22 protein-coding genes, 1 tRNA gene and 1 pseudogene are annotated in these 20,884 nt (G+C 44.8%); 12 read left to right on the top strand and 12 right to left on the bottom strand.

From position 1 onward, the window contains the following. Nucleotides 1-32 precede the first annotated feature (32 nt). The 3 genes from ATY38_RS04040 to ATY38_RS04030 are packed head-to-tail and all read left to right on the top strand — an operon-like array spanning nucleotide 33 to nucleotide 2,748. A complete protein-coding gene (locus ATY38_RS04040; RefSeq protein ID WP_082632977.1) occupies nucleotides 33-782 on the top strand; it encodes an IS5 family transposase in 750 nt (249 codons plus the stop codon). Nucleotides 783-839: 57 nt separating this feature from the next. Further along, nucleotides 840-2,078 (top strand): nucleoside triphosphate pyrophosphohydrolase family protein, encoded by a 1,239-nt coding sequence (locus ATY38_RS04035; protein ID WP_201011910.1) that lies wholly within the window; start codon nucleotides 840-842, stop codon nucleotides 2,076-2,078. Further along, nucleotides 2,068-2,748 (top strand): uracil-DNA glycosylase, encoded by a 681-nt coding sequence (locus ATY38_RS04030; protein WP_062558171.1) that lies wholly within the window; start codon nucleotides 2,068-2,070, stop codon nucleotides 2,746-2,748. Before ATY38_RS04035 ends, ATY38_RS04030 begins: the two co-directional genes overlap by 11 nt. 191 nt (nucleotides 2,749-2,939) lie before the next feature. Here ATY38_RS04030 and ATY38_RS04025 read toward each other — a convergent pair whose 3' ends face one another. From ATY38_RS04025 to ATY38_RS04015, 3 genes are all read right to left on the bottom strand, one after another. Next, nucleotides 2,940-3,365, bottom strand: coding sequence for a DUF4019 domain-containing protein (locus tag ATY38_RS04025; RefSeq protein ID WP_062558170.1), 426 nt, complete (start codon nucleotides 3,363-3,365; stop codon nucleotides 2,940-2,942). Between the two features lie 17 nt (nucleotides 3,366-3,382). Then, the gene (locus tag ATY38_RS04020; protein WP_062558169.1) at nucleotides 3,383-3,772 is read right to left on the bottom strand and encodes a hypothetical protein; all 390 of its coding nucleotides are present in this window, start codon (nucleotides 3,770-3,772) and stop codon (nucleotides 3,383-3,385) included. A 308-nt stretch (nucleotides 3,773-4,080) separates the two neighbouring features. Continuing rightward, a tRNA-Thr gene (locus ATY38_RS04015) sits at nucleotides 4,081-4,156 on the bottom strand. Nucleotides 4,157-4,368: 212 nt separating this feature from the next. Between ATY38_RS04015 and ATY38_RS04010 the strand changes: the two genes are divergently transcribed. The 6 genes from ATY38_RS04010 (at nucleotide 4,369) to ATY38_RS03985 (ending at nucleotide 9,490) form a co-directional block, all read left to right on the top strand. Next, on the top strand, nucleotides 4,369-5,118 hold the full coding sequence (locus tag ATY38_RS04010) for an IS5 family transposase (protein WP_082632995.1): 750 nt from the start codon (nucleotides 4,369-4,371) through the stop codon (nucleotides 5,116-5,118). Between the two features lie 114 nt (nucleotides 5,119-5,232). Beyond that, nucleotides 5,233-5,685, top strand: coding sequence for a type II 3-dehydroquinate dehydratase (gene aroQ / locus ATY38_RS04005; protein WP_062558168.1), 453 nt, complete (start codon nucleotides 5,233-5,235; stop codon nucleotides 5,683-5,685). A 65-nt stretch (nucleotides 5,686-5,750) separates the two neighbouring features. Next, a complete protein-coding gene (gene accB / locus ATY38_RS04000) occupies nucleotides 5,751-6,233 on the top strand; it encodes an acetyl-CoA carboxylase biotin carboxyl carrier protein (protein ID WP_062558167.1) in 483 nt (160 codons plus the stop codon). A gap of 25 nt (nucleotides 6,234-6,258) precedes the next feature. After that, complete coding sequence (gene accC / locus ATY38_RS03995) at nucleotides 6,259-7,620, top strand: acetyl-CoA carboxylase biotin carboxylase subunit (protein ID WP_013646396.1); 1,362 nt, start codon at nucleotides 6,259-6,261, stop codon at nucleotides 7,618-7,620. A gap of 35 nt (nucleotides 7,621-7,655) precedes the next feature. Continuing rightward, entirely contained in the window at nucleotides 7,656-8,573 is a 918-nt protein-coding gene (gene prmA, locus ATY38_RS03990) for a 50S ribosomal protein L11 methyltransferase (RefSeq protein ID WP_062560085.1), read from the top strand. A gap of 89 nt (nucleotides 8,574-8,662) precedes the next feature. Further along, complete coding sequence (locus tag ATY38_RS03985) at nucleotides 8,663-9,490, top strand: zinc-ribbon and DUF3426 domain-containing protein (RefSeq protein ID WP_062558166.1); 828 nt, start codon at nucleotides 8,663-8,665, stop codon at nucleotides 9,488-9,490. A 132-nt stretch (nucleotides 9,491-9,622) separates the two neighbouring features. On the opposite strand, the gene ATY38_RS03980 is transcribed toward ATY38_RS03985, so the two are convergent. From ATY38_RS03980 to ATY38_RS03965, 4 genes and pseudogenes are all read right to left on the bottom strand, one after another. After that, a complete protein-coding gene (locus ATY38_RS03980; RefSeq protein ID WP_062558165.1) occupies nucleotides 9,623-10,909 on the bottom strand; it encodes an arsenic transporter in 1,287 nt (428 codons plus the stop codon). A 32-nt stretch (nucleotides 10,910-10,941) separates the two neighbouring features. After that, a pseudogene (locus ATY38_RS03975) lies at nucleotides 10,942-11,441 on the bottom strand (arsenate reductase ArsC). A 2-nt stretch (nucleotides 11,442-11,443) separates the two neighbouring features. Further along, nucleotides 11,444-11,863: an ArsI/CadI family heavy metal resistance metalloenzyme gene (locus tag ATY38_RS03970; protein ID WP_062558164.1), complete on the bottom strand. Its 420-nt coding sequence runs from the start codon at nucleotides 11,861-11,863 to the stop codon at nucleotides 11,444-11,446. 39 nt (nucleotides 11,864-11,902) lie between these two features. Next, complete coding sequence (locus ATY38_RS03965) at nucleotides 11,903-12,232, bottom strand: ArsR/SmtB family transcription factor (protein ID WP_062558163.1); 330 nt, start codon at nucleotides 12,230-12,232, stop codon at nucleotides 11,903-11,905. A 276-nt stretch (nucleotides 12,233-12,508) separates the two neighbouring features. Between ATY38_RS03965 and ATY38_RS03960 the strand changes: the two genes are divergently transcribed. Then, nucleotides 12,509-14,632, top strand: coding sequence for a PhoX family protein (locus ATY38_RS03960; RefSeq protein WP_062558162.1), 2,124 nt, complete (start codon nucleotides 12,509-12,511; stop codon nucleotides 14,630-14,632). 114 nt (nucleotides 14,633-14,746) lie between these two features. On the opposite strand, the gene ATY38_RS03955 is transcribed toward ATY38_RS03960, so the two are convergent. Genes ATY38_RS03955 through ATY38_RS03940 form a run of 5 tightly spaced genes read right to left on the bottom strand, consistent with a single transcriptional unit; the run spans nucleotide 14,747 to nucleotide 18,755 of the window. Beyond that, the gene (locus ATY38_RS03955) at nucleotides 14,747-15,739 is read right to left on the bottom strand and encodes a diacylglycerol/lipid kinase family protein (protein ID WP_062558161.1); all 993 of its coding nucleotides are present in this window, start codon (nucleotides 15,737-15,739) and stop codon (nucleotides 14,747-14,749) included. A gap of 29 nt (nucleotides 15,740-15,768) precedes the next feature. Further along, entirely contained in the window at nucleotides 15,769-16,812 is a 1,044-nt protein-coding gene (locus ATY38_RS03950; RefSeq protein ID WP_062558160.1) for an MJ1255/VC2487 family glycosyltransferase, read from the bottom strand. A gap of 54 nt (nucleotides 16,813-16,866) precedes the next feature. Further along, a complete protein-coding gene (locus ATY38_RS16025) occupies nucleotides 16,867-17,031 on the bottom strand; it encodes a hypothetical protein (RefSeq protein ID WP_158441757.1) in 165 nt (54 codons plus the stop codon). Beyond that, a complete protein-coding gene (locus ATY38_RS03945; RefSeq protein ID WP_062558159.1) occupies nucleotides 17,013-17,939 on the bottom strand; it encodes a patatin-like phospholipase family protein in 927 nt (308 codons plus the stop codon). The genes ATY38_RS16025 and ATY38_RS03945 overlap by 19 nt, the downstream gene beginning before the upstream one ends. A 6-nt stretch (nucleotides 17,940-17,945) precedes the next feature. Continuing rightward, a complete protein-coding gene (locus tag ATY38_RS03940) occupies nucleotides 17,946-18,755 on the bottom strand; it encodes a UDP-2,3-diacylglucosamine diphosphatase (protein WP_062558158.1) in 810 nt (269 codons plus the stop codon). A gap of 224 nt (nucleotides 18,756-18,979) precedes the next feature. On the opposite strand from ATY38_RS03940, the gene ATY38_RS03935 reads away from it, so the two are divergent. Continuing rightward, the gene (locus ATY38_RS03935; protein ID WP_235590384.1) at nucleotides 18,980-19,993 is read left to right on the top strand and encodes a M14 family zinc carboxypeptidase; all 1,014 of its coding nucleotides are present in this window, start codon (nucleotides 18,980-18,982) and stop codon (nucleotides 19,991-19,993) included. Beyond that, nucleotides 19,990-20,745: an alpha/beta fold hydrolase gene (locus ATY38_RS03930; protein ID WP_062558156.1), complete on the top strand. Its 756-nt coding sequence runs from the start codon at nucleotides 19,990-19,992 to the stop codon at nucleotides 20,743-20,745. Before ATY38_RS03935 ends, ATY38_RS03930 begins: the two co-directional genes overlap by 4 nt. Nucleotides 20,746-20,884 lie beyond the last annotated feature (139 nt).

Raw genomic sequence — 20,884 nt, 5'->3', positions numbered from 1 at the left:
GGTTCCCATACCACCAACAAAACGAGTTTGCGATGCCCCGATTGATGCTCAGTGATGAGTTCTGGTCGAAGCTGGAGAAGATTCTGCTTCAAGAAGCGATATATAACAAGCGCAATCTGCGCATGACAGTAGAAGGTATGCTGTATCGAATGCGGGTTGGCTGCCCGTGGCGAGACTTGCCTGAGGCATTTGGAAGCTGGAATTCCATCTACAAAAGATTCAATGCGTGGTCATTAAGCAGCAAATGGTTAAGGATTTTCAAGGCGTTGTCTATTGATCCGGATTGTGAATGGGAATTTATTGATGGCAGCTATGTTAAAGCGCACCAGCATAGTGCAGGCGCAGCGGACAAGGAACCGCAGGCGATCGGGAAAAGCCGCGCAGGCAATACCACAAAGATTCACCTGGCGGTTGATAGTTATGGTTTACCAGCCGATTTTGAAATCACCGGTGGAGAAGTCAATGACTGTTCTATAGCACCTGATTTGATTGCCAAACTGCCTGACGCGAAAGCGATTGTTGCGGACAAAGGCTATGACAGCGAATGTATACGAGGACAGATAACGAAGAAAGGGGCTCGAGCTGTGATACCGAGAAAGCGCAACTCGTTGAAGGGCAACGCAGATATGGATTGGGGTTTGTATGGATACCGACATTTGGTGGAAAATGCTTTTGCCCGGCTAAAGCAGTATCGGGCAGTAGCGACACGATACGACAAACTGAAGAGAAATTTTGAGAGTATGGTAGCCATGGCATGTGGATATCTGTGGCTACCTATGTGAAATGTCAACAGACCCTAGGCTTTTATTTCACTAGTAGAAATAAATTGAACGTACGATTTGAATAATAGTAAGTCAGTTCTGAAAGTCACTAATAATGAGGGATTGCTTGATTGGTATAAAAGCACTATGAAAATTATAAATCCAAATAAATTGGAAGAAATGAATGGCTCAATTCCACTTCAAGAATATGAAAGGTTAATAGTTGATACTGATAAATTTCCCGAAGAAGAAATTATCCCAATCCTCTTAGGAATCTATGGAGAAGTTGGGAGTATTATGACCGCCTCAAAAAAATATAGCCGGGAAAATAAAGCTTATGCGCACTTTCGAGACTCGGTCCAAGAAGAGTTTGGTGATGCACTTTGGTATTTCTCGGCTCTATGTAGGCGGTTGGGTGCGAAACTTGGTGATATATTTGAATCTGCAATTGATAAATCAAATGTCAAAGTAATTGCGGCAAATGATCATGATGATGCTCCTATTTCACACATAATTTCTGTTTCTAAAATAGATTCTTTAGACGCAGCTTTAATTGAACTGGGTCAATCAACCGCAAAATTACTTAAAGTGGACAAAAACTCCATTGATTTTAGAGAAAATTTAGTAGAGTTTGCGCTATTATATCTTCAAGCTATTCAATCAATAGACATTGTTTTTGCCAATGTAGTTAAAGGTAATTTAATAAAGGTGCGTGGTCGCTTTTGTCCTCCTGAAGCGCAAACTTTATGTGATCTTGATGCCTCCTTTCCCGAAGAGGAACAGCTCCCTAGGCATTTTGAAATTCATATTACTCAAAGAAAGAGTGGACAATGCTATTTAAGATGGAATGGAGTTTTTATTGGTTCGGCTTTGACTGACAATATACTTGACCCCGACGGATATCGTTTTCATGATGTTTTTCACTTTGCTCATGCTGCGATTCTTCATTGGTCGCCTACTTTTAGAGCATTGATTAAGCAAAAAAGAAAAAGCAATGCTGTGTTTGATGAGACGCAAGATGGAGGTAGAGCTATCGTTGTTGAGGAAGGTCTAACTGCTTGGCTTTTTGCTTATTCTAAAGGGCTTGATTATTTCGAAGGGCACAAGGGAATATCTTTCGATGCCTTGAAAATTATTCAAAAATTTGTTCATGGTTATGAAGTTGAACAATGTTCACTTCAATTATGGGAAGATGCAATTCTTCAGGGTTATTCAGTTTTTAGGCAGGTTAGGCAACATAATGGCGGAATAGTAATAGGTGATAGGGCAAAAAGAAAGATTAGTTTTCGCCCATTTGGAAAAGAAAATGAAAGCTGAATTATTTGTTAAAGAGCTTTGTAATTTATCATTTGAGAATACATTCAACCCATACTCTGATCGTTGTGAGGTTTATGATTTTCTTGATGCTCCCCAAAAGAGGAGAATTTTGCTTGAACAGATGCTAAAAATGGCGAATAAAGTTGAGATTGATTCTATATGGATCGGAAGAGATTTAGGATACAGAGGCGGGAGGCGTACGGGCTTAGCTTTAACTGATGATGTACATCTTTATCATCATGTAAGAAGATGGGGTATTGAGGTTGACAAACTTACCAAAGGTCAGGCAGCCCCGGAAAGAACGGCCGCGGTAATATGGAGTGTTCTTACATTGATATCAAGCCCTGTTTTTCTTTGGAATGTTTTTCCTTTGCATCCTTATGAGGCGGGTGATCCTTTTAGTAATAGAGCACATAATTCGAAGGAGAGAATTGCCGGAGAAGCACTGCTAGTTTTGCTAATTGATATTCTAAAACCTAAGAGAATAATAGCTATTGGTAATGAAGCTCAAAAAGCGGCAGTTCGAGTTTTTAAAAGTGGTAATGTCGTAAAAGTAAGACACCCTAGCTATGGAGGACAGAATATGTTTATCTCGCAAATTCAGTCCTTATACAATCTTGATGAATCTAGTGAGTTGGTTATGTCATTGTTTAATTATAACGATATTTGAAGATGACATATTCCATATCTGATGGCTTAATGTATTTCTTATAATATATAACCTATTAATCTCACGTTTCAATGCTCAGAATCTGATTTGAGAATTCTGATTACAAATAAGTTAAGCTTATAGTGTCATTATATTTTATTAAATATAAATTAAAGTCATATAAACATATATAATATGTTTTCTAAAACCACCTATTCAGCTGGCTGAGCAAAAAAACCCGCTAATTTAAATCCTTTTCCATCTTCATTTATTACAACTATTTTTTCATAAAGTGATACTGAAGTATAAGTATTTTTATATGTAAATCCATAAATAGCACCTTCATAACCAGTAGGGTCATTTGTAGCATATCCTTGATCAATCAAGGCCTTGCTTTTTCTTTTGCCAAGCATTTGCCTGCCAAGTGTTAAGTTTGATACAAATCCATCTTTTGTGACTCGTTTTTGATACCATTTGCTCGTATAAGAATCATAAATAATTGAATATTTGCCTTCAGCCACAAGATCGTTAATCTTCGCGGCAGAACTTTTCGCATCCCCCGCTTCATCTGCTAAAGTAACACTAGGAACAATAAGTAGAAAAACTAAAAATATTCTATAAAAAAAATTATAATACATGGTTAGCATCCTATGTATTAGTTGCATTCATTTATAATCTTTGAAATGGGAGGTATTTTTGAATAATCTGTAATAGTAATTTGTTGACAATTATTATTAGCATTTTGAACATTATTTTCCAATTCTTCCTCTGCATCTACGTGAAAGTTAGGTGAGTTAGCATTGTAATCTCTTGTTTCATTATTCGGAAGTTTTTCAAGGAATATTTCCTCTGGGTTATGCAGTACTGTATTGGAAAAAACTGACACAGCAATCACTACTATTTCAATGATCAAGGCTTTAAATAACAATTTTCCATGGTCTGGATCTGGTAACAACCTAATGCCAGAAACATGCATTAAAGTGAGAATTGCAGTGAGAATAAAGATAATTACACAAGTCCATTTAATTACATCTATAGGATTCAATGACTTCACCTTATTGGTAGACACATACACTATGGACGCGAGCTGTTGTAATACTTTTATTTGTTAGAATCGCAACAATTTTGCGATCATGCCTGTCCGAATGTATGAATATCTCAATTAAATATTAAATTTTTTTATAAATTATTAAACAACTTCTCTTTAAAATTTGGCGATCCACTATTAAGGAGCTCAGCCATCCTCTTTTAACGAGCGTTTGAGCGCATTTTTTTATTTTTTTATGTACTGTCTACATTGCGTCTACTTTAAATATAAATTATAGATTTATTTATTTTAATTAATTGATTTAATGGTGCTGTTGAGAGGAATCGAACCTCCGACCTACTGATTACGAATCAGTTGCTCTACCAACTGAGCTACAACAGCCCGGCTTAAATCAAGCGAGGTATTATAGATGGTTGAGTAATTGCGGGCAAATGATAACGGTTTGAACACAATAGTTTGTGTTTTGTTGTGTTTTTATTACCGCAAAATGAACTTTTCCTTAGGGTCTGTTGACGTTTTGAGATAAGTATTTAATAGATAGAAACAAACTCGTAATATTGGGGTTCCCATACCACCAACAAAACGAGTTTGCGATGCCCCGATTGATGCTCAGTGATGAGTTCTGGTCGAAGCTGGAGAAGATTCTGCTTCAAGAAGCGATATATAACAAGCGCAATCTGCGCATGACAGTAGAAGGTATGCTGTATCGAATGCGGGTTGGCTGCCCGTGGCGAGACTTGCCTGAGGCATTTGGAAGCTGGAATTCCATCTACAAAAGATTCAATGCGTGGTCATTAAGCAGCAAATGGTTAAGTATTTTCAAGGCGTTGTCTATTGATCCGGATTGTGAATGGGAATTTATTGATGGCAGCTATGTTAAAGCGCACCAGCATAGTGCAGGCGCAGCGGACAAGGAACCACAGGCGATCGGGAAAAGCCGCGCAGGCAATACCACAAAGATTCACCTGGCGGTTGATAGTTATGGTTTACCAGCCGATTTTGAAATCACCGGTGGAGAAGTCAATGACTGTTCTATAGCACCTGATTTGATTGCCAAACTGCCTGACGCGAAAGCGATTGTTGCGGACAAAGGCTATGACAGCGAATGTATACGAGGACAGATAACGAAGAAAGGGGCTCGAGCTGTGATACCGAGAAAGCGCAACTCGTTGAAGGGCAACGCAGATATGGACTGGGGTTTGTATGGATACCGACATTTGGTGGAAAATGCTTTTGCCCGGCTAAAGCAGTATCGGGCAGTAGCGACACGATACGACAAACTGAAGAGAAATTTTGAGAGTATGGTAGCCATGGCATGTGGATATCTGTGGCTACCTATGTGAAATGTCAACAGACCCTAATGACCAATTCAATATTTTTCTGACAATTTTCGCTTAAGTTCGGCGAATTTCGTTAAAAATCTGTACATTTTTGATGCAACGGTACATAATTCACAAATGGATTCAGAAAAGACAAAAGCTGATAATATCTTGATTATTCATGGGCCCAACTTGAATTTGCTTGGTGTTCGTGAGCCCGAGCTATATGGCGCTACAACATTGGAAGATATTAACAGAAATTTAAGTAAATTAACTGAAAATACTGCGTTTAGACTGGATTTTTTTCAGAGCAATGCTGAATCGGCATTGATTGAAAGAATTCAGCAAACGATGAATGATGGAACAAATTTCATTATTATCAATCCGGCGGCCTATACGCATACCAGTATTGCCATGCGGGATGCGATTGCCGCAGTCAAGCTGCCATTTATCGAAGTGCATTTATCGAATATTTATTCTCGCGAATCCTTTCGTCAACGTTCCTATTTTTCGGATTTGGCGATTGGTGTGATCAGTGGTTTGGGTGCTAAGGGTTATGAATTGGCTCTGAAATATGCGATGACGTCTTAAGAATCTGTTGTTGACAATAGTTATAAAACTTCCTTACGGCGAGACAATGTCTCGGGAGATTGGATATGGATTTAAGAAAGCTGAAGAAACTTATTGAGTTGGTTGAAGAATCGAGTATTGCTGAGCTGGAGATTACGGAAGGCGAGGAGAAAGTGCGTATCAGTAAATCCGGTGCAGGTGTGCAGAACTATGCCTTCATGCCACCCGCTATGGCGGCAGTGATGCCTCCGGCTTCGCAACCAGCGCCGGCAGCAATTTCTGAAGTCAATGCATCGGCTGAAACAGCAGACGCAAACAATAAATCCATCCCCGATGGACATATTGTCAAGTCTCCGATGGTGGGCACGTTTTATCGAGCGGCATCGCCGGGTGCCAGCCCATTTGTTGAAGTTGGACAGAGCGTTAAAGTCGGAGACACACTTTGCATCATTGAGGCAATGAAATTGCTCAATGAAATAGAAGCGGATAAAAATGGGGTCATCAAAGCGATCTTGTCAGAGAATGGGCAGCCCGTTGAGTACGGTGAGCCTTTATTCGTGATTCAATAATGCTCTGAATAGAGATCGGATAGCTATGTTTGAGAAGATTCTTATTGCAAATCGCGGTGAAATTGCGTTGCGGATTCAGCGCGCATGCCGTGCGATGGGCATCAAAACCGTGGCCGTACATTCGGAGGCTGATGCAGAAGCCAAATACGTGATGCTGGCCGATGAGTCGGTTTGTATCGGTCCTGCACCTGTCGCACAGAGTTACCTGAATATACCGGCCATTATCAGTGCCGCCGAGGTTACCGATGCAGAGGCTATTCATCCGGGTTATGGATTTTTGTCAGAAAATGCGGATTTTGCCGAAAGGGTTGAAAAAAGCGGATTTGTATTTATTGGTCCAAGATCAGAAACCATTCGGTTGATGGGAGATAAAGTCAGCGCAAAGAATGCCATGAAAAGTGCCGGTGTTCCGTGCGTCCCGGGATCGGAGGGTGCGTTACCGGAAGACCTTGATGAGATAAGGAAGATTGTCAAGGAGATCGGCTATCCCGTAATTCTTAAAGCCGCAGGTGGGGGTGGCGGGCGCGGTATGCGGGTGGTGCATACCGAAGCTGCGCTCTCCAATGCGGTTGTCATGACACGGAATGAAGCCCAGTCTGCATTTGGCAATCCGACCGTGTATGCAGAGAAATTTCTGGAGAATCCGCGCCATATTGAATTTCAGTTATTGATTGATGAGCATGGTCATGCCGTTCACTTGGGCGAAAGGGATTGCTCCCTGCAACGCCGCCACCAGAAAATTCTCGAGGAAGCGCCTGCACCCGGAATATCCGAGAAATTGCGTAATAAAATCGGTGAACGTTGTGCGGATGCGTGTCGCCGAATCAAGTACCGGGGCGTAGGAACGTTTGAATTTCTGTTTGAGAATAACGAGTTCTACTTCATCGAGATGAATACCCGCTTACAGGTGGAGCATCCGGTAACAGAGGCGATCACGGGTATCGATCTGGTTCAGGCGCAAATCAATGTTGCAGCGGGTAATGTATTGCCGATCCATCAGAAAGATATCGTGTTCAAGGGTCATGCCATTGAATGTCGCATCAATGCGGAAGATGCTTACAAACTGACACCTTCTGCCGGACGAATCACGCAATATCATGCGCCAGGCGGTCCGGGGGTACGGGTTGACTCGCACGTTTACCATAATTATATGGTGCCGCCATACTATGATTCAATGATTGGCAAAATCATTACTTATGGCGATACGCGTGAGCAAGCGATTGCACGCATGCGGATTGCGCTGTCTGAAATGGTGGTGGCCGGAATCAAAACCAATATCCCATTGCATCGTGACTTGCTGAATGACGCATCTTTCTTGCGCGGTGGGGTTTCAATTCATTATCTGGAACAGAAGCTTGCGTTGCACAATAAAACCAAGACTGATTGAGCGCCGGATTTGATTGTAAGCCGCTTACAATAAGTATGTCCTGGGTTACGTTAATTATCAAAGCTGATGCAACGAATGCCGAGTTGTTGAGCGATGCATTGATGGAGCAGGGCGCGTTATCGGTGGACATTCATGATGCCGCTGCCGACACGCAAGACGAGCAAATGTTGTTTGGAGAACCTGGTGAGCCCTGCGATGAAATCTGGCGCAATGCTGAAGTTTCGGCACTATTCAATCAGGATGTCGATATGAATGAAATTCTGCACAATGTGATGAATAGCGTGCAGCCGGAAGGACAACTGGATTTTCGCTTGGAGCGCATTGAGGAACAGGATTGGGTGCGTCTGACCCAATCACAATTTGATCCCATTCGGATTTCGCAGCGATTATGGATTGTTCCCACTTGGCATCAGGCACCTGATCCTGATGCGATTAATCTGATACTGGATCCGGGTTTGGCTTTTGGAACCGGTAGCCACCCCACGACGCAATTGTGTCTCAGTTGGCTGGATCAAAATTTGCAACCCGGGGATAAAGTCGTTGATTATGGCTGCGGTTCCGGAATATTGGCGGTAGCTGCTTTAAAACTGGGTGCCAGTCACGTCGCCGGTATTGATATCGATCCCCAGGCAGTTAAAGCCAGTCAGGAAAATGCAATCAGGAATCATTGTTCTGCGCCTCAATTCTTTTTTACAACCGACCATCGGGCGGTTACACGCGATATGCAACCACAAGGACAGGCGGATATCGTGGTTGCCAATATTCTGGCGAATCCTTTAATCATGCTGGCTCCGGTTCTAGCGCAGTTGGTTCGACAGCAAGGCTTCATCGCACTGTCCGGAATCTTGCAGCAGCAAGCTGCAGAAGTTAAGCGCACCTATCAACAGTGGTTTGATATGCACAGTGGCGAAGAGCAGCAAGGGTGGGTGTTGTTAACCGGAAGTAAAAGGTGAAATAATTACCGCTTTATCGAGTCTTCGGACCCGGCCGATCACAAATCACTGATCAATTTAACGTGCTGATCCAACTCAGGCAATAACCTATGGCGCTTGTAACACTTTGTCCCGGTTGCAGTACCACCTTCCGTGTGAATGCCGCGCAATTACAGGCGCATGGGGGCGACGTGCGTTGTGGGTGCTGTCAACGAATTTTCAATGGATTTGCCACGCTGATTACGGTCAACGAATCGGCCATCGAATATACATCGCAGATTCAATTGCATCCCTTCAGCACGTCTGAAGTTGCGATGGAAAACCAAGCTGCTTCCGAGGACTCGGATAGTCCGATCGAACCGCAAGTTATCTCAGACTTGAATCAGGAAGTCACTGAAACTACAGAAATAACAGAAACTGCTGCAGATCAGTTATTTGTAGATGAAAAACCGGATAAGCAGTTATATTTGAAGTGGGGGCTGGTAAATGTTCTTTTGGGGTTGTTCTTGATGGGCCAGATTGCCTATAGCTATCGCACCGAGCTGACCATGATTGCGCCGGAAATCAGACCCCGGTTGGAACGACTGTGCGAACTCTTGATGTGTGCAGTGCCCTATCCGCAAGATATCGACCGGATCGGCATCGAATCATCCGAATTACAGAAGAATCCTGCACAACAGCCTGAAGTAACCACGATGTACGCGACCATCCATAATTACGCATCTTTTCCACAGGCTTGGCCTGCATTGCAACTGTCGTTGCTGGATGCACAAGAAAAATTAATTGCCAGTCGCATTTTTACGGCACAGGATTATTTGCAGGAAACGGATAAGTCATTGCAATTTATTCAACCTCATCAAGAAATAGAGATTCGATTGGATTTTAACAGCGGTCAACTGGATGCACTCGGTTATCGCCTGCTCTTGCTCTATCCCTAAAGTCATGTAGAGATAGCTTAGAAGCCATCTGACCCGCTGCCACATTGCGATGGCAGAGTTACCGTACCGAGTTCTTCCTGACCAACAGTGATATTTCCGGGTAGTGCCGTAACGGCTGATGCGTATTTTGTTTTACTGGATTTCAAGCAGTATAGCGAGCATAGCTAAGGCAACAGACAACACGGGCACTGTCAGCACAATACCTACTTTTAAGTAATACCCCCAAGTGATAACCATTTGTTTTCGTGCGAGAACATGCAGCCATAGTAAAGTTGCGAGGCTGCCGATCGGAGTAATTTTTGGTCCCAGATCGCATCCTATTACATTAGCGTAAATCATAGCTTCCTTTATTGTACCGGTTGCACTGGTCGCATCAATTGACAATGCGCCAATCAGTACCGTGGGCATGTTATTCATGATGGATGATAAGAAGGCGGCTAGAAAACCGGTACCAAATGTTGCACTCCATACGCCATTACTGGCAAAGATATCAAGCAGACTGGTCAGGTATCCGGTCAAACCTTCATTGCGCAAACCGTACACCACTAAATACATTCCCAGTGAGAAAATAACGATTTGCCACGGTGCTTCGTGAATTACCTTGCGCGTGTTAATAATATGGCCCCGCGCTGCCACTGCGAGTAGTATTATCGAGCCGGTTGCTGCCACAAGGCTGATGGGCACACCGAAAGATTCCAGGCCAAAAAAGCCGATTAGCAGTAATGCCAGCACCACCCAGCCAGCGCGGAACGTTGCCAAATCACGTATTGCTTCATTGGGTGCCTTGAGTTGGCTGACATCATATTTCGCTGGAATGCTGCGGTGGAAATAGAGAATAAGCACAGCCAGACTTCCTGCTACTGAAGCAATATTGACGGGGATCATCACTGTGGCGTACTGGGTAAATCCGATCTTGAAATAATCAGCTGAAACAATGTTAACCAAATTGGATACCACAAGCGGTAAGCTCGCCGTATCGGCAATAAAACCCGCAGCCATGACGAAGGCAAGTGTCGCAGCCGGGGTAAATCCAAGTGCCAGCAACATTGCCATCACGATCGGGGTTAGAATTAAAGCTGCCCCGTCGTTAGCGAATAAGGCCGAAACAGTTGCACCGAGCAAAACAATATATACGAATAGTAAACGCCCATCGCCGCGCCCCCAGCGTGCCACATGTAATGCAGCCCATTCAAAGAATCCTGCTTCATCCAGTAGCAGGCTAATAACAATGATGGCGATAAAAGCTGCTGTGGCATTCCAAACAATATTCCACACCTCAGGGATGTCGCTGAGCTGCACTATACCGAGCAGCAGTGCCGTTATTGCACCGATCAAGGCACTCCAGCCGATACCCAGGCCTCGTGGTTGCCATATGACCAGCACGAGCGTAACGATGAAAATGAGTGAGGCAATTAGCATGTCAATATGCGTCCCCTATTATCTTGTGATCATCACTTTGGGTGCGGGTGTTTAAACTTCAGAATTCCGATGTAGTCCAGTTTGGTTTTAAAAGCGGAAGGATTTTTGCGCAGGTCGTCTAATGGCAGTGTTAAGAAAGTCTCGATACCTTCACGTAAGGTAAGATAAGTCTGCGTAAATGCCGAATTGATTTCTTCCTCGGTTCCGGTAGCTTTGGCCGGATCATCGATACCCCCCAGTGCGCGCGTAACGCAGGTCGGAGATAAGTTGGACAAGTTTCACCGGCAGCATTACCGCAAACAGTGATCACGATATCCGGTTTCACAGGCAAATTACTCCAGGATTTACTGTAAAGCCCTTCGGTTGAAATGCCTTCGCGGTCAAGCAGGGCGAGCGAACGCGGATGAACCTGGCCGGTTGGTTGGCTGCCCGCGCTCATGCCTTGCCATCCCTTAGGGGCAAGGGCATTGAACGTCGCTTCGGCTAGAATCGAGCGGCAGGAGTTTCCGGTACAAAGAAACAATAGATTCATGATCAGGCTGCGCAACAGGATTCGGATTTGATGGGAATAGATGTATCCTGGCCAAATACCGGAATCGTTGCCAGCGAATGAAACGTTTCCCACGCGATGCCTTGCGGATCGACTGTCCAGTATTTATTCGATGTGGCATAACAGCACTGTGCGCTTTTTTGTTCTGCAGCGGGTAAATCGGCCTGAGCGAAGCGCTGATTCATTTCGTTTAACGCTTCCGCGGAGTCAACCTGGATTCCGACATGATCCAAGCCCGTTTTAGCGCCCCGAGCGGATAGGGCGAAATTGATAAACGGATCGTTCAGCATCCATTTGGCATAATCCGGCTTGCTTACAGTAGGCTCAATACCGAATAGCGCGGAGTAAAAGCGGATATTTCCCGGCAAGTCTTCTACAGCGATGTGGATATGAAAGCGTTTCATGGTGTTGCCTCCTTTACGGGTTGGATAAAACAGGGATTTTTAGCTATTTTTGTCATTACAGTAAACTTCGGTAGAATTGCATGGAGAGCCGGCGCAGCAATTTTCCGTGAGATAACCGATTAGCGCGTTCATGTTTGCGAAATTAGCCGAATAATAAATAAAGCGGCTTTCCTGCCGGGCGATAATTAACTCCGCATGAACCAATTCCTTAAGATGAAAAGACAAGGTTGCATTCGCAATACCCAATTTCTTGGCAAGCTCGCCCGCTGAAACTCCCGACTCACCTGTTTGAACCAATATCCGGAATATCGTTAATCGGGTTTCCTGGGCAAGTGCAGCCAACACTTGAATAGCATTAATCATTTCCATATTTCCATTATTATGGAAATGTTTTATATCGTCAAGACTTATATTTAAATTTTTTATCCAAAAGTTGGATTCTGTCTACTTAAAAGTATAAGGAGAATTGTTTTATTCAGCTTGTCACAACATTCGGCATTTAAGTACTTATCAGGCATTGTATAAGTTCTCAACATGTAATTCATTTGTCATTAACTCTTAATTTGGCTGTTATAGAGCTGTCACTTCCGAGGATTAAAGTGAAAGGTATTTTTGATACCTTTAAAAAGACAGGGAGAACAAGATATGAGCAGCAAACTTCATCCGGATGGAAGACTTAATCCTAGCGATGTTACCCGTAATGACAGTGGTAACAGAACGCTGCAAGAGATTGTTGAGCAACAAAAACTTACACGCCGTGATTTTCTTATGGTTTCTGCGGGTGCTACAGCAACCGTGACCGCTTTATCCGTACTCAGTACTGCGGCGATCGGCGAAATATTAAATGGTGCCGAAGTGTCACATAGCCTGAATCCCCTTGGAACAATAGGCTTTACACCGGTCAGTGCCAATACGGCACCTATGACGGATGGCGTGACGGTGCCGACAGGTTATTCAGCCAGAATCTTGGTTTCATGGGGGGATTCGTTGACGCCTGAACCTCACTGGGACACGGTGAGTGCCCTGGATGAATCAACTCAATTGCATTGCTATGGCGCACACACGGACGGTATGCACTATTTTCCTTTTCCCGGGCCGTTTGGCAATAAACGTGGATTGTTGGTTACCAATAGTGAATATTGTGATCCGCCTCTGGTGAATAATATTGTTCCCGCAGCCAATTACGCCACAACTGCGATTACGCTCGATATGGTTCGCGCTCAACAAGCTGCCCATGGCATCAATATAGTTACGATTGATAAGGAACATCATCAGTGGCGAGTTAATCGGCATTCACGTTTAAATCGCCGTATCACGGGAAATACCCTATGCAAGATAAGTGGTACTGCTGCCGGACACACATTAATGAAAACGGCGGCCGATCCTCACGGTAGCTGGGTTCTCGGCACACTCAACAATTGTGCTCATGGTTATACGCCCTGGGGTACTTATCTGACTTGTGAAGAAAACTGGAATGGTTATTTCTCCAATGAAACCGGAGAGGTGGCAGGAGAGTCGGATCCAGAACATAAGCTTAGAATTATTCAGAATCAACTTCGATACGGCGTGGTTAAAGGAGGTTTCGGCTATCGTTGGCACGAAGTTGACGAACGTTTTCGTGCAGATCTGCATCCCAATGAGCCGAATCGTTTTGGGTGGGTAGTGGAGATTGATCCGTGGGATCCGAAGAGCAAGCCGATCAAGCGCACTGCCATGGGTAGAATGAAGCATGAAAGTGCACAGGTTGTGATCGATCATAAGGATCGTGTTGCTTTCTACATGGGAGATGATGAAAGAAATGAATATATTTATAAGTTCGTTTGCGACAAAAAATTTAATCGGGAGGGCTATGCTGAGAATCGGGATATGCTTGATTATGGCACATTGTATGTAGCAAAATTTAATGCCGATGGCAGTGGTCAGTGGCTGCCCCTGATATGGGGCAAGAATGGGTTGACGCGCAAGAATGGTTTTGCCGATCAGGCGGAAGTACTCATCAAGACGCGCCAGGCAGCCGATCGTTTGGGCGCCACCATGATGGATCGCCCCGAATGGGGTGCTGTCCATCCTATCACCGGCGACATCTACATGACGCTTACCAACAATAGCCGTCGTGGTAATACCCCTGTCTCAGGCAATAATAGGGATGGAACCGGTAGTGCAGGTAGCGCCAATCCCCCGGTGGATGCTGCCAACCCGCGTCCTGATAATGATTTCGGTCAGATTATTCGCTGGCGGGAAGACAGAAGGCGCGTGACTGCCACTACTTTTAAATGGGACATTTTTGCACAATGCGGTGATAAGGCTAACGTCAAAAGTTTGGGCAGCAGTTATGATTCTACCGGTCATGATGGTTATGTGGGCAATATCAATGGAGATGATTATGGCGCGCCTGACGGTCTGTGGTTCGATAAGGAGGGACGTTTATGGATTCAGACGGATCAGGCAGGTGATGCCAGTGGAGATTGGGTGAACATCGGCGGTAATGTGATGATGTGCGCAGACTCATCCACCGGTGAAACCAAGCGTTTTCTTACCAGTCCGCCCAATTGTGAGGTAACCGGTGTTATTACAACGCCTGATGGTAAGACGATGTTTGTAGGCATTCAGCACCCAGGCGAAGATTGGAAGATCGATTTTACCGACAATTCCGCGTGGCCGGATAATGGTTACAATGGGCCAACAACCTATACAGGGTCATCAGTCTCAAAACCTCGTTCTTCGGTAATAGTGATTACTAAGGATGATGGCGGAGTGATCGGAAGTTAAGGATAGATAAAAATTTTGGAGCAGTAAGTTCATTTTTCACCTCCCGGGGTGGGGAGTGGACTTACTGAACCGAATCGAGAATTTCAGTTGAAGGCATATATGGACGCCCTTGATTCAGTTTGAGAGGCAGCTGGTACTGAAAAAAGGTGGAATCAATACCCTTATGGGCTTTAGGCTGGCGCTAAACTCGATTGTTTTTTCAGCTTCAATATCGCGATTGCGGAAATAATCGCCATCAACTTGTAATGGATAGGATTTCTCATGCAACGTACAGGAAATATTCTTTCCTGAGAAATACCGCATGGGTAGTTTGGCGGGCTTACGTTGTAGAATTTTCATTGCTTTAACCAGCTCGTGCTGATGTCGTGCTCCGGGTAGAAAGCCGAGAATTAGCTCGCTTCTGGAAGGATTGGCGGCGGGGACGAGTTGTAAGTTTCTGGCGTAAGCTGAGTTATTGGCGACGATCACATATCCGGATTCGTGATCAATGACGGGCTGACCGTCAACGCTCGCTGAGACTGTGGGATGATGCAAGGAGCACAAGGCTTTGAGTCCATGCCAGATATAAATTGAATCATTCAGAGGGCCTTTGCGCTTGCCGATATTTTTGACAGTTAGCGAATCCAATCCCATCGAAGCCATATGGAAAAAAGGCTTGCCGCCCTTAATTCCTTTACCGCTGATCAAACCATAAAATTGTTGTAAGCATGTTCCTGAATTGATTGCTTGAATCAAATCATCGGGCTTGGTAGTCATTTCGTAAGAGCGTGCGAATAACGATTCATTGCCCCCCGGGATGGCGTAAATGGGCGTATTCGTTTTATTAATCAAATCCAGCAGCTTTCTGATGGTTCCATCCCCGCCTACGATCACGATCAGATCATTGGCAGCAATTTTTTCCGTGATGCGGGTATAGCCCTTGGTTTTTTTCTCGGATGTTAATACTTCAACGATTTTTCCGTGAAGCGTTAATTCCTTGTCCAGTTTGTTTGCGAGTGCTTCCGTGTTACCGGCACTGGATATCGGGTTGTAAATAATCAGGATCTTTTCCGGCGAGGGTATTCTTATAATCAGTGGGCTAGGCTTAAACAGGAGACTGGCGTTCATAAATGTAGTGAATTCAAGTCGGTTAGAATTTATGGTATTTCAACGGGAATAACCTTAACCTCGGACCAAATCCGATTGCACCATGATTGATCGATCTGTGGCATACCGTCCTTGATCCATTGCACCAAATATCTGGCTGTATTGGGGAAAGTTACACGGATGGCGCGGGTCTCATGTAACCATTGTTCAATGATTGCTGCGTCCATGATAGGCATCATTCGTCCGTAACCTAATGTTTGCAAAGCCAGGGCATTTGAAGCTTGTTCCATTTGCGCATGCAGAGGTTTGACCAGGATTTTCTTGCCGAGCTGCAGTGATTCGCTGGCTAACTCAAAACCTGCGTTGCAAATAATGCCTGCGCAATCCGATAAATCTTTCTGAAAGCCCTGCAACGATAAGGGATTGCAGTGGATATGCGCATGCACGGAAGCCATAACTTCCGGGGAGTACAACAAGAAATCAAATGATTTGAAAGGCGCTAATATTGACATGACTTGCTGCTGATCTTCAAAAGGCAAGTAGACGATGATTTTGTTTTTCTGAATTTGTTGCGGCACATAAGGCGTTTCGATCACCGGTGGTAACAAGGGTTGATGAAAATGATGCCAATGCAGGCCGATGCGGGTATCGACCGGGGCGAAATTTTGCATGATGGTTTCAGAGACCGGATCATTGCCAGCACGAGGTATGTTGTAATGAAACGCGTATTGATGGCTGATGCCAATAGTTTTTTTGTTTTGCCGCCGTGCAGCCCAAGCGGTGACCGGTTCATAGTCACAGATGACCAAATCATAACTGCTCAAATCCAGTTCCCTGATGTCATTAAAAAAGCGTAAGGGTTTTGAATGCCACACGGTTTTTAAATGATCAATTTTTCCTTTTTCCGTGATGAAAGTTAATCCTTGGCGCCATTGATAACCATTGAAAACTTCCATATCAAAAAATTTGTCCCACGGTCTACCGCTGAATTGATAAGTAACCTCCAGATTGGCAGCTTGTAATTCCCTGGCCATAATCCTCCCGCGTGTAATATGGCCATTCCCTGTTCCCTGGATTCCGTAAAATATTTTCATGGTCGCTTGTGATATGGGTTAGTCTTTTGCAGTGAATTCAATATCATGAACTATTCACTGGATCGCTGTGCAGTCTAGCGGCTGACTATGACAATACAATGACCATTTGTTGGTTGTTTTGTGACAGTTAAATCTGGCATGAGATGTGCGGGTCAGGCGTGAATCGCTTCTGCGGTTATCAATGGCCCAATCATTGACAGCTATTGATCTTTCAGCCATTGATGAATCTGCTCCCGGTGCAGGGCATACCAGCGCTTTCCGATGTCCAAAGCTTTTTTCTGGATAATTTTATTGTTAGCTGAATCCATCTGATCGGGCATGTCATAATCTTTCAGGTAATGATTGATGTACAGCACTTGGTTACCTAAAATTTCCGTAGTCGTTCTGACATTGGCTAACATTTTTTCCCTGAGGATGATCGAAGCGATGCCTTGCGCTGACCATTGCAAGCCACCATATTTGCAGGCCTTTGTGCCGTTAACTATGAAGCTGCGCCAGCCGGATCCAATGGATAGCATTTTGATCGGGTTTTGATTCCAGCATTTCTGGGCGTAAAGATACGCGCTTAGGCCGGGGTTATTCATCCCGATACCGCCATCGATGCGCCAACCGCCATCTTGCAATAGCACCGGCGGATAATACGAAGGGGCGGCGGTGCAGGCATCGGCGATTTCGCTTAGCAGGAAATCCGGTTGACTGTCATTGGTAAAAATTTCCAATTGATCCTGATTGAGATTGAAACAGGGAATGAAGAGTTGCTTGTCGAGCGATGATAGCCTTAGATTGCCCAATTCTTTCTGCAACGTCAGTTTTTTTGGAATGCCTTGATACTTGGGGCGGATTTGCAGTTTACTCATCAAACGGCTGAAGTGGTGCTTGGCCATTATTTTTTCCAGTAATTTTTCATGCAAAATTTTTTCAATGATGCGATGAGCGCTCCAGCGATGCCCCAAGATCAAACAAGTCATCAATCCACCTGACGACGATCCGGCAATCAGATCGAATAAGTCGTAGGTTGATGTGCCGGTATCATTTTCCAGGCAGGCCAGGACGCTGAGTTGAATGAGCAGATGACTGCCGCCGCCATCCAGGCTTAAAACAGTCTTTGAGTGCGGTAAGTCTTTCAAATGGGTTTAAGCTGCATTTTTGCCAGCCAGTAATTCTTCTTCCAGGTGATTTTTGTATTGCTCGAATCGCTCGGACCAAAAAACCAATTCCAATGATCCATCGAGATGTTCCAACAGGGTGGAGCAACTTTCTACCCAATCACCATCGTTACAGTACAACACCGAATTGATTTCCCGCAATTCGGCATGATGAATGTGGCCGCACACTACCCCATCAACACCGCGATCCTTGGCCAGATGCGCCAGGGCATCTTCAAAGCTGCTGATATAACTGACCGCGTTTTTTACCTTTAACTTCAGATAGGCCGCAAGAGACCAATAAGAGTAACCCAGGAATTTACGCAAGCCATTGATATAGTGGTTGAGATCAAGCAAGGTGTCGTAGGCGATATTGCCCAGCTTGGCGAGCCAGCGGCTATTTCTTACAATCATGTCAAACTCGTCACCGTGCATGACAAGTAACTTCTTGCCATCGGTTGTGGTGTGCACATAATCCTGATGGATTTCCACATTACCGAATACATGCCCGGTGCAATCGCGCAAAGCTTCATCGTGATTACCCGGTATATAAATTACTTTGGTGCCATGCTTGGCTTTGCCCAGAATGGAGCGGATCACGTTGGTATGGTGCTGAGGCCAGAACGGATTTTTCCTGAGACTCCAGAAATCGACGATATCTCCAACCAAATACAGATAGTCGGTTTCAACCGAATGCAGGAAATGCAGCAGGGCTTCCGCCTGACAACCGCGAAATCCGAGATGCACATCGGAGATCCAAACGCTTCTCACCTTGATAGGAGTCTGATGCTTGATCATAAATACCTTTTAAGTGAATGAGTGATGGCGCCCAGCATAAAGCGGCATTGTTAAGTTTCCTTGACGCATTTATGAAATATTGATGAATTCTTTGTGAAAAAAGAAAGGCACAGTGATTCTTGTATCGATTCTTTGCAGCAAAGGAAAAGATTCAAGTAAGATTTATCTTTTGTCGTGTCAAGATTCTGCTGGCACTCAATCCATAGAAGATGCGCACTCCATCCATGATTAAACAATCATTTCCCGAGCTGGAACAAGTAGAAGCCATTTTGCAAGAGGATAATGCGATGTATTTGCACAGCCAGATACTTTGTCGGGTGTCGCACGACAATGACGAGCTGCCGGTATATGCACTGACACTCGGTAATCGCGAAGCGGATATGCCGTGTGTAACGTTTGTTGCCGGTGTTCACGGTTTGGAGCGCATCGGCACGCAAGTGGTCATTGCTTTTCTTGAGGGTCTGCTGGAACGCCTGAAGTGGGATCGGGTACTGGCTGAGATTCTGCAGCGGGTGCGCATTCATTTTCTGCCCATTGTTAATCCGATTGGAATGCTGAATAAAACCCGTGCGAATGGCCAAGGAGTCGATTTAATGCGTAATGCGCCGGTGGATAGTCAGGAAAAAACCATTTTACTTGCCGGAGGGCATCGGATTTCTTCTGTTCTACCGTGGTATCGTGGAAAAGCGAATGATTCGATGCAACCCGAGGCGCAGGCGTTGTGTGATTTTATCGCAAAAGAAGTTTTGCCGACACCGTTCAGCGTGGTGCTCGACTGTCATTCCGGCTTCGGTTTTCGTAACCGGATTTGGTTTCCTTATGCACGAAGCAAGCTGGAGCCGATCAAGCATTTAAAGGAAGTGTGCTATCTGCGCAAACTGTTTATGCAGACCTATCCCCATCAGGACTACTTGTTTGAGCCGCAATCGCAGCATTATCTGGTACATGGCGATTTATGGGATTTTTTATATATGAAGTCACTCGAGAATGATAATGTGTTTCTGCCATTGACGCTGGAAATGGGCTCATGGCGCTGGATTCGCAAGAATCCGTTACAGCTGCGTCAATTGCTAGGCCTGTATCATCCGATCAAGCCGCATCGACTTAGCCGGGTGCTAAGAAGTCATCTGATTCTAATGGAATTCTTGTTGCATGCAACGCTCTCGTATCAAAGTTGGATTAATAGCAGTGATGCGAAGGAACTGGAGCAGCAAGCGTTGACGCATTGGTATGCATGAAAGATCGTGAGCATTTTGTGCTGATACGCGGGTTATTGCGGGAAGCCAGGCATTGGGGGAAGTTTATTACCGATCTGCAACACCACTTTCCCGATGCCATCATCAGCACGCCCGATATTCCGGGCAATGGCCTGCGCCATCATGAAACCAGTCCGAGAACCATTGCCGGGATAACTGAGGCATTGCGTCAACAAACAGGCAGTAGTCAACCAGTGAAGCTAATTTCACTTTCCATGGGCGGAATGATTGCGATTGATTGGATGACGCGCTACCCTGATGAAGTTGAAGGTACGGTGCTGATCAACACCAGCGCAAGACCATTATCGCCATTTTATCATCGCCTGCGCTGGACGGCCTATCCGCATGTTCTGCGCATGATTCTTCATTCTGCAGCGCAAAAGGAAGCGGATATTCTGAAGTTGACTTCAAACCGTCATCACCATGACAACACACTCCTGGAATTCTGGCAGCAGTGGCAACAGCAATATCCGGTATCCAAGGCAAGCGGCAGAAACCAGTTCCTTGCTGCCGTAAAGTTTTCCATTTCCACTAAACCGCAACAACCGCTACTCGTTGTAACCAGCCGGGGTGATCGCCTGGTGGATTATCGCTGTAGTCTGAAACTGGCGCAAGCTTGGGGCGCAGATTACGCGCAACATGAAACGGCAGGACATGATCTGCCGCTGGATGATTCGGTATGGTTGATGAATGTGATCAAGCAATGGCATGTTTCGAATTTTGTTAAAATCTGAATTAGTGTCCATAACTAGGGTGGCATAGCATCAGTGTTTTAAATGCCGGGTATCGAAGAACCGATAAGTAAAGTAAAATCCGGTACATCCGGATTCGGAAAAGAATTCATTGCTTTTTATTTATTAATGTAATTTATTG

The sequence above is a fragment of the Nitrosomonas ureae genome (assembly GCF_001455205.1).
Lineage (GTDB): Bacteria > Pseudomonadota > Gammaproteobacteria > Burkholderiales > Nitrosomonadaceae > Nitrosomonas > Nitrosomonas ureae.
This window is presented reverse-complemented; position numbering and strand designations above follow the sequence as displayed.

What these genes read in the sequence shown, in the direction of transcription:
- ATY38_RS04040 (WP_082632977.1), top strand. Translation starts at nt 33, where the DNA reads ATGCCCCGATTGATGCTCAGTGATGAGTTCTGGTCGAAGCTGGAGAAG.
- ATY38_RS04030 (WP_062558171.1), top strand. Translation starts at nt 2,068, where the DNA reads ATGAAAGCTGAATTATTTGTTAAAGAGCTTTGTAATTTATCATTTGAG.
- ATY38_RS04025 (WP_062558170.1), bottom strand. Translation starts at nt 3,365, where the DNA reads ATGTATTATAATTTTTTTTATAGAATATTTTTAGTTTTTCTACTTATT.
- ATY38_RS04010 (WP_082632995.1), top strand. Translation starts at nt 4,369, where the DNA reads ATGCCCCGATTGATGCTCAGTGATGAGTTCTGGTCGAAGCTGGAGAAG.
- aroQ (WP_062558168.1), top strand. Translation starts at nt 5,233, where the DNA reads ATGGATTCAGAAAAGACAAAAGCTGATAATATCTTGATTATTCATGGG.
- accB (WP_062558167.1), top strand. Translation starts at nt 5,751, where the DNA reads ATGGATTTAAGAAAGCTGAAGAAACTTATTGAGTTGGTTGAAGAATCG.
- accC (WP_013646396.1), top strand. Translation starts at nt 6,259, where the DNA reads ATGTTTGAGAAGATTCTTATTGCAAATCGCGGTGAAATTGCGTTGCGG.
- prmA (WP_062560085.1), top strand. Translation starts at nt 7,656, where the DNA reads ATGTCCTGGGTTACGTTAATTATCAAAGCTGATGCAACGAATGCCGAG.
- ATY38_RS03985 (WP_062558166.1), top strand. Translation starts at nt 8,663, where the DNA reads ATGGCGCTTGTAACACTTTGTCCCGGTTGCAGTACCACCTTCCGTGTG.
- ATY38_RS03980 (WP_062558165.1), bottom strand. Translation starts at nt 10,909, where the DNA reads ATGCTAATTGCCTCACTCATTTTCATCGTTACGCTCGTGCTGGTCATA.
- ATY38_RS03970 (WP_062558164.1), bottom strand. Translation starts at nt 11,863, where the DNA reads ATGAAACGCTTTCATATCCACATCGCTGTAGAAGACTTGCCGGGAAAT.
- ATY38_RS03965 (WP_062558163.1), bottom strand. Translation starts at nt 12,232, where the DNA reads ATGGAAATGATTAATGCTATTCAAGTGTTGGCTGCACTTGCCCAGGAA.
- ATY38_RS03960 (WP_062558162.1), top strand. Translation starts at nt 12,509, where the DNA reads ATGAGCAGCAAACTTCATCCGGATGGAAGACTTAATCCTAGCGATGTT.
- ATY38_RS03955 (WP_062558161.1), bottom strand. Translation starts at nt 15,739, where the DNA reads ATGAACGCCAGTCTCCTGTTTAAGCCTAGCCCACTGATTATAAGAATA.
- ATY38_RS03950 (WP_062558160.1), bottom strand. Translation starts at nt 16,812, where the DNA reads ATGAAAATATTTTACGGAATCCAGGGAACAGGGAATGGCCATATTACA.
- ATY38_RS16025 (WP_158441757.1), bottom strand. Translation starts at nt 17,031, where the DNA reads ATGGCTGAAAGATCAATAGCTGTCAATGATTGGGCCATTGATAACCGC.
- ATY38_RS03940 (WP_062558158.1), bottom strand. Translation starts at nt 18,755, where the DNA reads ATGATCAAGCATCAGACTCCTATCAAGGTGAGAAGCGTTTGGATCTCC.
- ATY38_RS03935 (WP_235590384.1), top strand. Translation starts at nt 18,980, where the DNA reads ATGATTAAACAATCATTTCCCGAGCTGGAACAAGTAGAAGCCATTTTG.
- ATY38_RS03930 (WP_062558156.1), top strand. Translation starts at nt 19,990, where the DNA reads ATGAAAGATCGTGAGCATTTTGTGCTGATACGCGGGTTATTGCGGGAA.